Below are 15,136 nucleotides of genomic sequence, written 5' to 3' on the forward strand. Positions count from 1 at the left end.
TCGCCGACGGTAGAATGGAAGGCAACGACACCCGACGACCCATGAAAAATCTCACACGCTACCTGGGGCTGGCGCTCAAACTGCTGGTGTTCCTGCTGGTGCTGGGGTTCGCCCTCAAGAACAGCCACACGGTAACGTTCTACTCCTATCTCGGCTATGTGTGGCAGGCGCCGCTGATCGTCATGCTTGGCCTGGCGTTCGTCATAGGCGCGCTGTTCGGCCTCGCCGCCCTGCTTCCCACGGTGTTCCGCCAGCGACGCGAGATCGCGCGCAGGCCGTTGCCGGAAGAGGCGGAGACCACCATGCAGACCGACTTGCTGCCGCCGCATCATGGAATTTGAGTACTGGTGGCTGCTGGTCTTTCCGCTGTTCTTCGCCCTGGGCTGGCTCGCTGCGCGGGTCGACATCCGTCAGGTGGTGACGGAATCGCGCGCGCTGCCCAATTCCTACTTCCGCGGCCTGAATTTCCTGCTCAACGAGCAGCCGGACAAGGCAATCGAAGCCTTCCTCGAGGTCGTCAAGCTCGAACCGGAGACGATCGACCTCCACTTCGCGCTGGGCGGCCTGTTCCGCCGGCGCGGTGAACTCGATCGCGCGATCCGCATGCACGAGAACCTGCTCGAGCGCGAAGGCCTCGCCGAGGAGCAGCGCCTGCGCGCGATGGCCGAGCTCGGGCAGGACTACCTGAAGGCCGGCCTGCTCGACCGGGCGGAGCAGGTGTTCGGCAAGCTCCTGGAAACCTCGCGGCACGGCCTCGCGCGGACCTACCTGCTGGAAATCTACGTGCAGGAAAAGGACTGGCAGAAGGCGATCGACGCTGCCCGCGTGCTGGAAAAGGACACCAGCAAGCCGCTCAACGCGGACATTGCGCATTTCCACTGCGAGCTGGCACTGCTGGAGGCGGCCAGGGGCAATGCCGACGCGGCCGCCGATCACCTGAAGCAGTCCCTCGCCGCCAATCGCCAGTCGGTGCGCGCCAACATGATGGCCGGCGACCTCGATGCGGCAGCGGGCCGGCACGAGGCGGCGATTGCCGACTGGCGCCTCGTCGAGACGCAGAGCGCGGTGCACATGGCGCTCGTGGTCGACCGCGTGCTCGCCAGCTATCGCCAGCTGGGCCGGCTCGCCGAAGGCGTGCAGTGGCTGCGCGCGCTGTATGGCCGGCAACCGTCGCCCGACCTGTTCAATGCGCTCTACCTCGCGGTGTCGGAGACCGAAGGCGCGGCCGCGGCCAGCCAGCTTGCCCGCGAGGAGTTGCGCCGCAACCCTAGCCTGCGCACGCTCGATCGCCTGCTCGAGGCCGAGCTCGTCAACGCGCCGCCTGAGGCGCGTGAACTGCTGCAGGTGGAGAAGAATCTCGTGGCCTCGCACAGCCAGCGCATGATGCGCTACCAGTGCGGCAGCTGCGGCTTCAAGGCCGCGCAGTTCTTCTGGCGCTGCCCGGCGTGCGGACGCTGGGACAGCTTCGATCCGGAGCGACGCGAGGGCGAAGGCTGAGATGCAGGATTCACGTTGCAGGTTGCGGGGAAAGCGATGAATTCAACCAAGATCATCGTGGCGCTGGACTTTCCGGATGCCGCCTCGGCGCTGGCGCTGGCGGGCCGGCTCGATCCGGCGCTGTGCCGGCTGAAGGTGGGCAAGGAGCTGTTCACCGCGGCGGGGCCGGAACTGGTGCGTGCGCTGGTGGCGCGCGGCTTCGAGGTCTTCCTCGACCTCAAGTTCCACGACATCCCCAACACCGTGGCGGCGGCGTGCCGCGCGGCGGCGGGGCTGGGGGTGTGGATGATGAACGTGCACGCCTCGGGCGGGCGCCGCATGCTGGCGGCCGCGCGCGAGGCGCTCGCTGACCTGCCGCATCCGCCGCTGCTGATCGCGGTGACGGTGCTGACCAGCATGAGCGCCGAGGACCTGAGCGAGGTCGGCGTGGCGGACGCGCCGGCCGATCAGGTACTGCGGCTCGCGCGGCTGACGCACGACTGCCTGCTCGACGGTGTCGTGTGCTCCGCGCAGGAGGCGACGATGCTGCGTGCCAGCCTGGGGACCGATTTCCGGCTCGTGACGCCGGGCATCCGGCCGGCGGGCGCCGATCGCGGCGACCAGCGGCGCGTGATGACGCCGGTCGAAGCGCTGCGCGCCGGCGCGACGGACCTGGTGATCGGCCGGCCCATCACGGGCGCCGTCGATCCGCTCGTCGCGCTGAAGGCCATTCAGTCCGACATTCATAATGCTTGAAGGGAGTATGTTGTGAAAATCACCGTGATCGGTACCGGCTACGTCGGCCTGGTGACCGGAACCTGCCTGGCCGAGGTCGGCAACGAGGTGCTGTGCCTCGATGTCGACCCCACCAAGATCGAGATCCTCAAGGCGGGCGGCATTCCGATCTACGAGCCGGGGCTGGAGGACATGGTGAAGCGCAACGTCGCAGCAGGCCGCCTGTTCTTCACCACCGATATCGAGGAGTCGGTGAAGTTCGGCCAGATCCAGTTCATTGCGGTCGGCACGCCGCCCGACGAGGATGGCTCGGCGGATCTGCAGTACGTGGTCGCGGCCGCACGCAACATCGGCCGCCACATGAGTGAATACAGGCTGGTCGTCGACAAGTCGACCGTGCCGGTCGGCACCGCCGACAAGGTCAAGGCCGCGCTCACCGAGGAGCTTGCGAAGCGTGGCGCGGCGATCGAATTCGATGTCGCCTCCAACCCGGAATTCCTCAAGGAGGGTGCGGCGGTCGACGACTTCATGAAGCCCGACCGCATCGTCATCGGCACCGAGAGCGAACGCGCGACCCAGCTGCTGCGGCAACTCTACGCGCCGTTCCAGCGCAACCACGACCGCCTGACCGTGATGGACGTGAAGAGCGCCGAGCTCACCAAGTACGCGGCCAACGCCATGCTGGCGACGCGCATCTCCTTCATGAACGAGCTCGCGGTGCTGGCGGAAAGACTCGGCGCCGACATCGAGCAGGTGCGCCACGGCATCGGCTCCGACCCGCGCATCGGCTACCACTTCCTCTACGCGGGTTGCGGCTACGGCGGCTCGTGCTTCCCCAAGGACGTGCAGGCCTTGCGCCGCACCGCGCAGGAAAACGGCGTGCCGCTGCGCGTGCTCGATGCGGTCGAGGAGGCCAACGACGCGCAGAAGCACATCCTGATCGACAAGCTGACGGCGCGCTTCGGCAAGGATCTGAAAGGCAAGCGCTTCGCCATGTGGGGCCTGGCGTTCAAGCCCAACACCGACGACATGCGCGAGGCGCCCAGCCGCACCATGCTGGAAGCGCTGTGGGCGATGGGCGCGACCGTGTCGGCCTACGATCCGGCGGCGATGGAGGAAACGCGCCGCATCTACGGCGAGCGCGCCGACCTGCTGCTGGTCGACAGCCCGATGGACGCGCTCAAGGGGGCCGACGCGCTCCTGATCGTCACCGAATGGAAGGTCTTCCGCAGCCCGAACTTCGACACCATGAAGGCGCTGCTGAAGACGCCGCTGATCTTCGACGGCCGCAATCTCTACGAGCCCCAGGCGATGCGCGGGATGGGCTTCGATTACCTGCCGATCGGCCGTCCGTGATGGCCTTGCGCGACGCCATCCGCGGCGCCCGCATCCTCGTGGTGGGCGACGTGATGCTGGACCGCTACTGGTTCGGCGAGGTCTCGCGCATCTCGCCCGAGGCGCCGGTGCCGGTCGTGCACGTCACCCGCAACGAGGATCGCATCGGCGGCGCCGGCAACGTCGCGCGCAACGCGGCCGCGCTTGGTGCGCAGGTGAGCCTGCTGTCGGTGGTCGGTTGCGACGAGGCCGGGCAGGCGCTGCGGTCGCTGCTCGGGGCCGAGCCGTTCGCCGTCCACCTGCACGAGGATCCCGCCTTCTCGACCATCACCAAGCTGCGCATCATCGGTAGACAGCAGCAGCTGCTGCGCGTCGACTTCGAGACCCAGCCCGGCCACGAGGTGCTGGCGGCCAAGCTGGAGGAGTATTCCAGGCTGCTCGCCGACTGCGACGCGGTGATCCTGTCGGACTACGGCAAGGGCGGGCTCACCCACGTCACGCGCATGATCGAACTGGCGCGCGCGGCTGGCAAGCCCATCCTCGTCGACCCCAAGGGCGACGACTGGGCGCGCTACGCCGGCGCCACGCTGGTCACGCCCAATCGCAGCGAATTCCGCGAGGTGGCCGGCAGCTGGAAGAGCGAGGCCGAGCTGGCCGACAAGGCGCGCGCGGTGCGCCAGAGCTTCCAGGTGGAGGCGCTGCTCGTGACCCGCAGCGAGGAGGGCATGAGCCTCTTCGACGCGACGGGCGCGCACCACGAGGCCACGCGGGCGCAGGAAGTATTCGACGTCTCCGGTGCCGGCGACACCGTGATCGCGGCGTTTGCGGTCGCGCTGGCCGCGGGGGCGGACGGCATCGAGGCCATGCGGCTGGCGAACCGCGCCGCGGGCATCGTGGTCGGCAAGTTCGGCACGGCGGTGGCTACCGCCGCAGAGGTTTTTGGAGACGCAGCATGAGCCAGTACACCGTCGTTACCGGCGCCGCCGGATTCATCGGATCGAACATCGTCAAGGCGCTGAACGAACGCGGCGAGACCAACATCATCGCCGTCGACAACCTGACCCGCGCGGACAAGTTCAGGAACCTGACCGACTGCGAGATCGCCGACTACCTCGACAAGGCCGAATTCCTCGACTTCGTCGAGCAGGGCGTGCTCGACGGCAGCGTGGCGGCGATCTTCCACGAGGGGGCATGCTCCGACACCATGGAGACCGACGGCCGTTACATGATGGAGAACAACTACCGCTACTCCGGCGCGCTGCTGAAGTTCTGCCAGGACGAGGGTGCGCAGTTCCTCTACGCCTCGTCGGCGAGCGTCTACGGGGCCGGGCGCGTGTTCTCCGAATCGCGCGAGTTCGAGTCGCCGCTCAACGTCTACGGCTACTCCAAGTTCCTGTTCGACCAGAGCGTGCGCCGCCTGTGGGCCGACCGCACCGCGCAGATCGTCGGCTTCCGCTACTTCAACGTCTACGGCCCGCGCGAACAGCACAAGGGGCGCATGGCCTCGGTCGCCTTCCACTTTTTCAACCAGTACCGCGCCGAAGGCCGCGTGAAGCTGTTCGAAGGCTGCGACGGCTACCCGAATGGCGAGCAGCGCCGCGACTTCGTCTCGATCGAGGACGTGGTGCGCGTCAATTTGTGGTTCCTCGACCATCCCGAGTCCTCGGGCATCTTCAACGTCGGCACCGGCCGCTGCCAGAGCTTCAACGACGTGGCGGTGGCGGCGGTCAACGCCTGCCGCGCCGCCGATGGCCAGCCGGCGCTCAGCCTGGCCGAGTTGCAGGCGCAGGGCATCGTCAGCTATATCGCCTTTCCCGATGCCTTGAAGGGCAAGTACCAGAGCTATACGGAAGCGGACATTTCGGCACTGCGCGGCGCGGGGTATGATGCGCCGTTCTACAGCGTCGAAGAAGGCACCGCGCGCTACATCGAACACCTGCTGAAGAAATGAGCACCTACAAGACCATCGAGGATACCGTCGGCAACACCCCGCTGGTGCGCCTCAAGCGCATGCCGGGCGACACGACCAACACGATCCTGGTCAAGCTCGAGGGCAACAACCCGGCCGGCTCGGTGAAGGACCGGCCGGCGCTGTCGATGATCGAGCGCGCCGAGGCGCGCGGCGAGATCAAGCCGGGCGACACCCTGATCGAGGCGACCAGCGGCAACACCGGCATCGCGCTGGCGATGGCGGCGGCAATGCGCGGCTACAAGATGATCCTCATCATGCCGGAGCACCTGTCGATCGAACGGCGCCAGACCATGCGCGCCTTCGGCGCGGAGCTGCAGCTCGTCAGCAGGGAGGCGGGCATGGAAGGCGCGCGCGACCTGGCAGTGGCGATGGAGAAGCAGGGCATCGGCAAGATCCTCGACCAGTTCTCCAACCCCGACAACCCGGAGGCGCACTATCGCACCACCGGCCCCGAGATCTGGCGCGACACGCAGGGCAGGATCACGCATTTCGTCTCCAGCATGGGCACGACCGGCACCATCATGGGCTGCTCGCGCTACCTCAAGGAACAGAACCCCAACATCCAGATCGTCGGCGTGCAGCCGACCGAAGGCGCGCAGATTCCCGGCATCCGCAAATGGCCGGCCGAATACGTGCCGAAGATCTGCGATACGAGCCGCGTCGACCGCATGATCTACGTCAGCCAGCAGGACGCCGAGGAGACCACCCGCCGGCTCGCGCGCGAGGAGGGCATCTTCGCCGGCATCTCGTCGGGCGGCGCGCTGTGGGCCGCGCTGCAGCTGTCGAAGGAAGTCGAGCACGCGGTGATCGTCTCCATCGTCTGCGACCGCGGCGACCGCTACCTGTCGACCGGCGTCTTCCCCGCGTAAGCGTGGCCAAAGCCAAGACGATCTACACTTGCACCGAGTGCGGCGGGCAGTCGCCCAAGTGGCAGGGGCAGTGCCCGGCCTGCGGCGCCTGGAACACGCTGGTCGAAACGGTCGCTGAATCCGCCAGGCCACGCTTCGCCGCGCTCGCTGCGACGAGCCAGGTCCAGCTGCTGCATGACGTCGAGGCCTCCGAGGAAAGCCGCATCGCGACCGACATCGGCGAACTCGACCGCGTGCTCGGCGGCGGCCTGGTGCCAGGCGGCGTCACGCTGATCGGCGGCGACCCCGGCATCGGCAAGTCCACGCTTCTTTTGCAGGCGCTCGCCGGATTGTCGGGGCGACTGAAGACGCTCTACGTCAGCGGCGAGGAATCGGCGCGCCAGGTCGCGCTGCGCGCGCGGCGCCTTTCGCTGCCCGAGACGAATCTCCCGGTGCTGCCGGAAATCCGGCTCGAGGCCATCCTCGCGCAGCTCGAATCGATGAAGCCCGCGGTCGCCGTGATCGACTCGATCCAGACCCTGTATTCCGAGGCGCTGACCTCGGCGCCCGGCTCGGTCGCGCAGGTGCGCGAATGCGCGGCGCAGCTCACGCGCCATGCCAAGCAGAGCGGCTGCGCGATCATCCTCGTCGGCCATGTCACCAAGGAAGGCGCGATCGCCGGGCCGCGCGTGCTCGAGCACATCGTCGACACCGTACTGTATTTCGAAGGCGACACCGGCTCCTCGTTCAGGCTGGTGCGCGCGTTCAAGAACCGCTTCGGCGCGGTCAACGAGATCGGCGTGTTCGCGATGACCGAGAAGGGCCTCAAGGGCGTGTCCAATCCATCGGCCATCTTTCTCTCGCGCCACGGCGAGCCGGTGCCGGGTTCGTGCGTGCTGGTGACGCAGGAAGGCACGCGGCCGCTGCTGGTCGAGATCCAGGCGCTGGTCGATTCCAGCCATGCGCCGAGCCCGCGCCGCCTCTCGGTGGGCCTGGAGCAGAACCGGCTCGCCATGCTGCTTGCCGTGCTGCACCGCCACGCCGGCATCGCCTGCTTCGACCAGGACGTGTTCGTGAATGCGGTCGGCGGGGTGAAGATCAGCGAACCGGCCGCCGACCTCGCCGTGCTGGCGGCGATCGTCTCGTCGCTCCGGAGCCAGCCCTTGCCCGACAAGCTCGTGATGTTCGGCGAGGTCGGCCTGGCCGGCGAGATCCGCCCGGTGCAGCGCGGCCAGGAGCGCCTCAAGGAAGCGGCCAAGCTCGGCTTCACGCAGGCCATCGTGCCGGCCGCCAACCAGCCGAAGCAGAAGATCGCCGGCATGACGGTGCACGCAGTGCATCGCCTCGACGAGGCGATTCGCCTGTTCCGGGAAGGCTGACGCCCGCCTGTGTCGGCGGACGTCTCCAGGCCGCGCTACGTGGCGCGGCGCGCGTTGTAGATCGGGCCGCCGGCCGCCTGATAGGCGCGCAGGACTTCGCGGGCCTCGTCCCGCAGCACGTCTCCATGGACCTCGATGCCGCGGTGGCGCAGTTCGCCGACCCAGTCGGCGGGCTTCGGGCCCTCGTCGAAGCCCTGCGCGGTGACGTCTTCGCCGCGCGCGCCGACACTCAGGATTCGTACCCCCGACCAGAGCACGGCACCCAGGCACATCAGGCAGGGCTCGGCGCTGCTGACCAGTTCGCAGGTCGGAAAGGACGCCGCGCCGAGGTCGTAATGCCGGAGGCGGCGCTGCGCGAGGGTCAGCGCGATCATCTCCGCGTGCGCGCAGGAATAGCCCGAGCTCACCACGCGGTTTGCGCCGGCGGCCAGGAGGCGGCCGCTTGCGTGCTCGAAGACGGCGGCGGCGAAGGGGCCGCCGCCGGCGGCAACGTTCTCGCGGGCCAGGTCGAGCACGAAGCGCATGCGTTCGTCGCCCGGCGGCAAGAAGAGCTCGCGGGCGTTGGCGCGCACGAGGAAGTCCGGCAATTCAAATTCGAGGGCGGTGCTCATCGCGGCATCGTAGCATCTGCGCGCAAGCGCCGCGCCGCCCCTGAATCCCGCGTCTAGCTGAGCTGCTGGCCGTGTTCCCGCGTGTCGTGGAACGCGACCTTGGGCCAGCGCTCCTGCGCCAGTTGCAGATTCACCCGCGTATCCGCCAGGTAGACCAGGTTGCCGTCGACGTCCTTCGCCAGCCGCAGCGAATTCGCCTTGGTGAACTCGGCGAGATGCTGCGCATCGGGACAGGTGACCCAGCGTGCGGTGTGGATGCCGGCATTCTCGAACGTCGCGTCGACGCCGTATTCGGTCTTGAGCCGGTGCGCGACGATCTCGAACTGCAGCGGGCCGACTGCGCCGATCAGCAGCGTGTTGTCGGCGAAGGGCTCGAAAACCTGCACCGCGCCTTCCTCGCCGAGCTCCAGCAGGCCCTTGTTGAGCTGCTTGGCGCGTAGGGGATCCCTGAGGCGCGGCTTGGAAAACAGTTCCGGGGCGAAGTAGGGAATGCCCTTGAACTGCAGCGCTTCGCCCTCGGTCAACGTGTCGCCGATCTGCAGCTGGCCGTGGTTGTGGATGCCGATGATGTCGCCGGCGACGGCATCCTCCGAGCGCTGCCGCTCGTTGGCCATGAACACGACCGCGTTGGCGATCTTCATCTCCTTGCCGGTGCGGCGGTGGCGGACCTTCATGCCGGGGCTGTAGCGGCCCGAGCAGATGCGGAAGAAGGCGATGCGGTCGCGGTGCTGCGGGTCCATGTTGGCCTGGATCTTGAACACGAAGCCGGTGAACTTGGGTTCGGTCGGCTCGACCGTGCGCTGGACGGCCTCGCGCGGCAGCGGCGGCGGCGCCCAGTCGGACAGCGCGCGCAGCACTTCGCGCACGCCGAAGTTGTTGATCCCGGAACCGAAGAACACCGGCGTCTGCCTGCCGGCGAGGAAATCGTCGATCTGGAAGGTGGCGCCGGCGCCGCGCACGAGTTCGATCTCGCCGAGCAGCGTGTCGGCTTCGAGCGGAAACAGCTCGCGCAGCTTCGCCTCGCCCAGGCCCTGCAGCGACTCGAACTGCTGGCCGGCGTTCTCCTCGCCGGCCTTGAAGCGCAGGATCTCGTCGTGGATCAGGTGGTAGACGCCCTGGAAGCGCTTGCCCATGCCGATCGGCCAGGTCACCGGCGCGCAGTGGATCTGCAGGATCGACTCGATCTCGTCGAGGAGTTCCAGCGGCTCGCGCACCTCGCGGTCGAGCTTGTTGATGAAGGTGATGATGGGCGTATTGCGCATCCGGCACACTTCCAGCAGCTTGATCGTCTGCTCCTCGACGCCCTTGGCGGCGTCGACCACCATGATCGCGGCATCGACCGCGGTCAGCACGCGGTAGGTGTCTTCCGAGAAGTCCTTGTGGCCGGGCGTATCGAGCAGGTTGAACACGCAGTCGCCGTAGGCGAACTGCATCACCGAGCTCGCCACCGAGATGCCGCGCTCCTGCTCGACCGCCATCCAGTCGGAGGTGGCGAACTTGCCGCTCTTCTTGGCCTTGACCGTGCCGGCCATCTGGATCGCGCCGCCGAACAGCAGCAGCTTCTCCGTCAGCGTCGTTTTACCCGCGTCGGGGTGGGAGATGATCGCGAAGGTGCGGCGCTTCTTGACGTCGCGCGCCAAGGCGGGATCGCCGGTTTGGGCCGGCGCGGTCTGGGTGGATTCCATCGGGGAGGTGAAGCAGGAAAACTTGGCATTTTACCGGAGCGCACGGGCTTGGCGAAACGTGGTAATGGCATGCCTGAACCCTGGCGCACCCGACATCCTGCGGCGCTGCATTGCGTCGGAAATTCTTACACCTGGGCGCTCGGGCCTCCACGGCGCGGTCTCCAAGCGATTGAAACGGCACGGAAAGCCTAGACGAGGAATGCTAATTGCTTGCCAGGGGCGGCCATCGGCATCGCACAGCGAACCACGACAATGAGGAAGGAGAGAGGCATGGCAGGGCAGGCAAGCAAACCGGGTATTCGGGGCAGACGGACATGGATGGGCGTCGCCCTGGCGGTGGCACTTCTCGCGTCGGCGAATGCGCACGCCGCGTACAGCTACACGACGATCGACTACCCGGGGACGACCGGAGTGACCGGGCTGTCCGGTATCACCAACTCGGGGCAGATGGTCGGGACGTTCGGCCCCTTTCTGGGGACCAGCGGCCTCGGAACGGGCTTCCTGTTCAACGCGGGAACCTTCACGCCGATCGATGTGCCGGCTGGCTCGCTGGGCCCCTCCGCGGCCGCATCGGGCATCAATGACCTGGGCCAGATCGTCGGCAGCTACCAGGACAGTGCCGGCTTCCGCCACGGATTCCTCGCCAGTGGCGGCAGCATCACGATCATCGACGCGCCCGGAGCGAGCTTGACGATTGCGAACGGAATCAATCGCGCCGGTCAGGTTGTCGGATCCTACTTCTCGAGCCTCGGGGGCGGGCATGGTTTCATCGAAACCGCTGGAGACTTCGCAACCATCGATATTCCCGGTGCGCTTCTCACCAACGCGGTTGGCATCAACACCGCTGGGCAAGTCGTTGGTACTTACCAGGACGGTGCCGGACTCCACGGCTTCCTCGACATGGGCGGCAGCTTCAGCACGATTGATGCGCCCGGTGCAGTCAATACTTCTGTCATGGGCATCAACGATTTGGGTCAAATTGTCGGTTCGTTCGAGGACAGTGCCGGCATCCACCACGGATTCCTTGCCAATGGCGGAAGCTTCATCACGCTCGATGTTCCGGGGGCCAGCGCGACAGGCGCCGCCGGCATCAACATGTCTGGCCAGATCGTCGGCACTTACCAGGACAGCACCGGCCAGTTCCATGGTTTCCTCGCGGCGCCGGTTCCCGAACCGGGGACCGGCGTGCTGTGGATCGCCGGCTGCATCGTCCTGGCGGCCGGCGTCCGCCGCCGCACGGCGGAGCGGTTGCGCGGATAGGCTGACCCTCCGGCGCGCGACGCCTCGTCGAGCGGGCGATGCCGGCCGGCGACCGGCGCTGCGCCATGTTGTCGTGCCTTTGCGATCCGCGTCGGTGCGCAGGCACGGCTCAAACATTTCCTCTTATTCCGGCATAGAAAACTTCGATTGAGATTGCGCACTTGCGCGTGGCGGCGCGAGCGGCGTTCGGAGTACCATTTCGGAGGTTTGAATCCGGGTTCGAAACCGGCTATCTGGGAGGATTCAAGGCCTTCACTCCCGGGTACTTCGAAATGGCTTTGCATCCATCGGATGGAGGAAACAATGACGGAGCATGTTGCAACCAACGAGACCATACTCGTGGTGGGCGGCGGGATTTCCGGCATGACCGCCGCGCTCGAAGCGGCCGAAACCGGCAAGAACGTCGTTCTGGTTGAGAAGAATCCCGCACTGGGCGGACGCACCTCCCAGCTGTATCGCTACTTTCCCAAGCTGTGCCATCCGGTGTGCGGGCTGGAAATCAACCTGCGCCGTCTGAAGAACAATCCGCGCGTGCGCGTGCTGACGCTGGCCGAGGTCACCGGCATCGAAGGCAGCGCCGGCAACTACACGGTCGCCGTCAAGGTCAAGCCGCGCTACGTGAACGAGAACTGCACCGCCTGCGGCGACTGCGGCCGCGCAGTCGAGACCGAGGTCGACGACCCGTTCAACTACAACCTCGGCAAGCACAAGGCAGCCTTCCTGCCGAACGCGATGGCCTATCCGCAGCGCTACGTGCTCGATCCCTCGATCATCGGCACGGCCGACGCGGAGAAGGCGAAGGCCGCGTGCAAGTACGGCGCGATCGATCTCGACATGAAGGAGGAGACGATCCAGGTGAAGGCCGGCGCGGTGGTGTGGGCGACCGGCTGGCAGCCGTACGATGCGGCGAAGATCCAGCCCTACGGCTACGGACGCTTCAAGAACGTCATCACCAGTGTCGAATTCGAGCGTCTCGCCGACATCCACGGTCCGACCGGCGGCAAGATCCTGCGTCCGTCCGACGGCAAGGAAGCGAAGAACATCGCCTTCATCCAGTGCGCCGGCTCGCGCGACGAGAACCACCTGCGCCACTGCTCGCGGATCTGCTGCATGGCCTCGCTCAAGCAGACGCACTACGTGCGCGAAAAGTATCCGGAAGACGGCAAGTCGACCATCTACTACATCGACATCCGCGCCATCGACCGCTTCGAGGACTTCTACCAGAAGGTGCAGGCCGACCCGTCGGTGACCTTCGTCAAGTCCAAGGTCGCGCGCATTTCGGAAGACGAGAACGGCAACCCGGTGTGCTGGGGCGTCAACACCGAGGGCTACAAGCGCTACACGACCGCGCATGACCTCGTGGTGCTGGCGGTCGGCATGGAGCCCTCGGTCAAGGGCGTCAACATCCCCGGCCACATCGTCGCGGATTCCTCCGGCTTCATCGAGGCCGATCCGGCCAACGGCGCGGTGTTCGGCGCCGGCTGCGCGTCGAATGCGTTCGATGTGAACCGTGCAGTGCAATCGGCCACCGCTGCCGCGTTGCGCGCGATCCAGGTGGTGAACAAAGTAGCGAAGGCGGAGGCTTAAACCATGGCGGATATCAAAGTCGCAGCATACATCTGCAAGGGCTGCGGACTGGGCGAGCGTCTCGACACCGACGCGCTGGTCAAGATCGCGCAGAAGGACGGCAAGGTGCCGATGGCCAAGACGCACGATTTCCTGTGCTCGGCCGACGGCGTCGCGATGATCAAGAACGACATCGCCAACGAGGGCGTCACCCATCTCATGATCGGCGCCTGCTCGCGCCGCGCCAAGACCGAGGCATTCTACTTTCCGGCCAACGCGGTGGCGCGCGCCAACCTGCGCGAGGGCGTGATCTGGATCCGCCCCGATACCGACGAGGCGCGCGAAACCACGCAGGACATGGCGGAAGATTACATCCGCATGGGCTGCGCCGAAGTGAAGGCGATGACCGCGCCCGGCGGCAACCCCAACACCGGCAGCAGCAAGACCCTGCTGGTCGTCGGCGGCGGCGTCACCGGCATGACCGCTGCGATCGAGGCCTCGAAGACCGGCTATCCGGTCGTGCTGGTGGAGAAGACCGGCGAACTCGGCGGCATGGCGGGCAAGCTCTACAAGCGCATCCCGGTGCACGAGCCGTTCAAGTCGCCCGCCGACACCGGCGTCGCGGATCTCGTCGCGCAGGTGATGGGCGACAGCAACATCAAGGTGTACCTCAATGCGACCGTCGCCAAGACCGACGGCGCGCCCGGCCGCTTCGTCGTCGAAATCGCGACCGAATCGGGCGCGACGCACACCGAGGACATCGGCGCCATCGTGCAGGCCTCCGGCTTCACGCTCTACGACATGAACAAGCTGCCCGAGCTCGGCGGCGGGCAGTCGCCCAACGTGGTCGACCAGCTCGGCCTCGAGGCGCTGGCAAAGGCCGCCGCGGCCGCTGACGGCGTGATCCGCCGCCCCAGCGACAACCAGCCGGTCAAGTCCGTCGTCTTCGTGCAGTGCGCCGGCCAGCGCGATTCCTCCGGCACCCACCTTGCGTATTGCTCGGGCTCCTGCTGCAACACCAGCATCAAGCAGGCGATGTACTTCAAGGACGCGAATCCTGCGGTCGACACGACCGTCATCTACACCGACCTGCGCACCCCCGGCAACGGCGAGGACTTCTACCGCAGCGCGCAGGAAAAGGGCGTGATCTTCACCAAGGGCAAGGTGTCCCAGGTCGTGCCGGGCGGCGCGACCAGCACGGTGAAGTTCCACGACCTGATCCTCGACGACAAGGACGCCGCGGTGGCCGACGTCGACCTGGTGGTGCTCGCCACCGGCCAGGTGCCGAACTCCGGCGTCGACATCTTCGCCGCGCCCAAGGAAGCGGTCGAAGGCGAGGTCGAGGTCAAGCCGATCTCCATCCTCAACCTGAACTATCGCCAGGGCCCGGACGTGCCGCAGCTGAAGCAGGGTTTCACCGACTCGCACTTCATCTGCTTCCCCTACGAGACCCGCCGCACCGGCATCTACACGGCCGGCCCGGTGCGCCGTCCGATGGACATCGCGCAGGCGCGCGAGGATGCCACCGGCGCTGCGCTGAAGGCAATCCAGGCGCTGGAGAACGCCGAGCTTGGCCGTGCCGCGCATCCGCGTTCGGGCGACCTGTCGTTCCCGAAGGTGCGCCTGGAGGGCTGCACCCAGTGCAAGCGCTGCACGGTCGAATGCCCGTTCGGCGCGATCGACGAGGATGAAAAGCGCTTCCCGGTGTTCAACGAGTCGCGCTGCCGCCGCTGCGGCACCTGCATGGGCGCGTGCCCGGTGCGCGTGATCTCGTTCGAGAACTACTCGGTCAACACCGTCGGCGCGCAGGTCAAGGCGGTCGACATCCCCGACGAGTTCAGCGAGAAGCCGCGCATCCTGATCCTGGCGTGCGAGAACGACGCCTACCCGGCGCTCGACATGGCCGGCATGAACCACAACGAGTACTCGGCCTTCGTGCGCATCATCCCGATCCGCTGCCTGGGCTCGGTCAACACGATCTGGGTGACCGACGCGCTGAACGCCGGCTACGACGGCGTGATGATGATGGGCTGCAAGCACGGCGACGAGTACCAGTGCCACTTCGTCAAGGGTTCCGAGCTCGGCCGCGTGCGCATGTCGAAGATCGACGACACGCTGAAGACGCTGAACCTCGAGTCGCAGCGCGTGCGTGACCTCGAGGTCGCGATCACCGACATCGAGCGCGTGCCCGAGATGATCAACAAGTACGTTGAAGAGCTGGTCGCCATCGGCCCCAGCCCGTTCAAAGGCTTCTAACAGGAGAGTTCCA

13 protein-coding genes are annotated in these 15,136 nt (G+C 66.7%); 11 read left to right on the forward strand and 2 right to left on the reverse strand.

Features of this window, described 5'->3' with window-relative positions; genetic code table 11:
* Positions 1–41 precede the first annotated feature (41 nt).
* The 8 genes from VA613_RS04855 to radA are packed head-to-tail and all read left to right on the forward strand — an operon-like array spanning position 42 to position 7,745.
* On the forward strand, positions 42–341 hold the full coding sequence (locus VA613_RS04855; RefSeq protein WP_324780729.1) for a LapA family protein: 300 nt from the start codon (positions 42–44) through the stop codon (positions 339–341).
* Positions 331–1,497 (forward strand): lipopolysaccharide assembly protein LapB, encoded by a 1,167-nt coding sequence (gene lapB, locus VA613_RS04860; RefSeq protein WP_324780730.1) that lies wholly within the window; start codon positions 331–333, stop codon positions 1,495–1,497. Before VA613_RS04855 ends, lapB begins: the two co-directional genes overlap by 11 nt.
* Before the next feature lie 36 nt (positions 1,498–1,533).
* Entirely contained in the window at positions 1,534–2,232 is a 699-nt protein-coding gene (pyrF, locus tag VA613_RS04865) for an orotidine-5'-phosphate decarboxylase (protein ID WP_324780731.1), read from the forward strand.
* A 12-nt stretch (positions 2,233–2,244) separates the two neighbouring features.
* Entirely contained in the window at positions 2,245–3,567 is a 1,323-nt protein-coding gene (locus VA613_RS04870; protein ID WP_324780732.1) for a UDP-glucose dehydrogenase family protein, read from the forward strand.
* Complete coding sequence (rfaE1, locus tag VA613_RS04875) at positions 3,567–4,502, forward strand: D-glycero-beta-D-manno-heptose-7-phosphate kinase (protein WP_324780733.1); 936 nt, start codon at positions 3,567–3,569, stop codon at positions 4,500–4,502. Before VA613_RS04870 ends, rfaE1 begins: the two co-directional genes overlap by 1 nt.
* Positions 4,499–5,497, forward strand: a complete 999-nt coding sequence (gene rfaD / locus VA613_RS04880; RefSeq protein ID WP_324780734.1) for an ADP-glyceromanno-heptose 6-epimerase — start codon at positions 4,499–4,501, stop codon at positions 5,495–5,497. Before rfaE1 ends, rfaD begins: the two co-directional genes overlap by 4 nt.
* Positions 5,494–6,387 carry a cysteine synthase CysM gene (gene cysM, locus VA613_RS04885; protein ID WP_324780735.1) on the forward strand — a complete coding sequence of 298 codons (894 nt, stop codon included), beginning with the start codon at positions 5,494–5,496 and terminating at the stop codon, positions 6,385–6,387. The genes rfaD and cysM overlap by 4 nt, the downstream gene beginning before the upstream one ends.
* 2 nt (positions 6,388–6,389) lie before the next feature.
* Complete coding sequence (gene radA, locus VA613_RS04890) at positions 6,390–7,745, forward strand: DNA repair protein RadA (RefSeq protein WP_324780736.1); 1,356 nt, start codon at positions 6,390–6,392, stop codon at positions 7,743–7,745.
* A gap of 35 nt (positions 7,746–7,780) precedes the next feature.
* Here the strand turns inward: radA and VA613_RS04895 are convergent, their stop codons facing one another.
* A complete protein-coding gene (locus tag VA613_RS04895) occupies positions 7,781–8,356 on the reverse strand; it encodes a nucleoside deaminase (RefSeq protein WP_324780737.1) in 576 nt (191 codons plus the stop codon).
* A gap of 53 nt (positions 8,357–8,409) precedes the next feature.
* Entirely contained in the window at positions 8,410–10,041 is a 1,632-nt protein-coding gene (locus tag VA613_RS04900; protein ID WP_324780738.1) for a peptide chain release factor 3, read from the reverse strand.
* Between the two features lie 270 nt (positions 10,042–10,311).
* Between VA613_RS04900 and VA613_RS04905 the strand changes: the two genes are divergently transcribed.
* From VA613_RS04905 to VA613_RS04915, 3 genes are all read left to right on the forward strand, one after another.
* The gene (locus VA613_RS04905) at positions 10,312–11,301 is read left to right on the forward strand and encodes a hypothetical protein (protein WP_324780739.1); all 990 of its coding nucleotides are present in this window, start codon (positions 10,312–10,314) and stop codon (positions 11,299–11,301) included.
* Between the two features lie 303 nt (positions 11,302–11,604).
* Positions 11,605–12,888 (forward strand): CoB--CoM heterodisulfide reductase iron-sulfur subunit A family protein, encoded by a 1,284-nt coding sequence (locus VA613_RS04910; RefSeq protein WP_324780740.1) that lies wholly within the window; start codon positions 11,605–11,607, stop codon positions 12,886–12,888.
* A 3-nt stretch (positions 12,889–12,891) separates the two neighbouring features.
* Entirely contained in the window at positions 12,892–15,123 is a 2,232-nt protein-coding gene (locus tag VA613_RS04915) for a hydrogenase iron-sulfur subunit (RefSeq protein WP_324780741.1), read from the forward strand.
* Positions 15,124–15,136 lie beyond the last annotated feature (13 nt).

The organism is Thiobacillus sp. SCUT-2, assembly GCF_035621355.1.
GTDB classification, from domain to species: Bacteria; Pseudomonadota; Gammaproteobacteria; order Burkholderiales; family Thiobacillaceae; genus Thiobacillus; species Thiobacillus sedimenti.

Bases quoted from the DNA above. Each gene is read 5' to 3' on its own strand.
- VA613_RS04910 (WP_324780740.1), top strand. From the start codon at position 11,605: ATGACGGAGCATGTTGCAACCAACGAGACCATACTCGTGGTGGGCGGC.
- rfaD (WP_324780734.1), top strand. From the start codon at position 4,499: ATGAGCCAGTACACCGTCGTTACCGGCGCCGCCGGATTCATCGGATCG.
- VA613_RS04895 (WP_324780737.1), bottom strand. From the start codon at position 8,356: ATGAGCACCGCCCTCGAATTTGAATTGCCGGACTTCCTCGTGCGCGCC.
- VA613_RS04915 (WP_324780741.1), top strand. From the start codon at position 12,892: ATGGCGGATATCAAAGTCGCAGCATACATCTGCAAGGGCTGCGGACTG.
- VA613_RS04905 (WP_324780739.1), top strand. From the start codon at position 10,312: ATGGCAGGGCAGGCAAGCAAACCGGGTATTCGGGGCAGACGGACATGG.
- VA613_RS04855 (WP_324780729.1), top strand. From the start codon at position 42: ATGAAAAATCTCACACGCTACCTGGGGCTGGCGCTCAAACTGCTGGTG.
- rfaE1 (WP_324780733.1), top strand. From the start codon at position 3,567: ATGGCCTTGCGCGACGCCATCCGCGGCGCCCGCATCCTCGTGGTGGGC.
- lapB (WP_324780730.1), top strand. From the start codon at position 331: ATGGAATTTGAGTACTGGTGGCTGCTGGTCTTTCCGCTGTTCTTCGCC.
- VA613_RS04900 (WP_324780738.1), bottom strand. From the start codon at position 10,041: ATGGAATCCACCCAGACCGCGCCGGCCCAAACCGGCGATCCCGCCTTG.
- pyrF (WP_324780731.1), top strand. From the start codon at position 1,534: ATGAATTCAACCAAGATCATCGTGGCGCTGGACTTTCCGGATGCCGCC.
- cysM (WP_324780735.1), top strand. From the start codon at position 5,494: ATGAGCACCTACAAGACCATCGAGGATACCGTCGGCAACACCCCGCTG.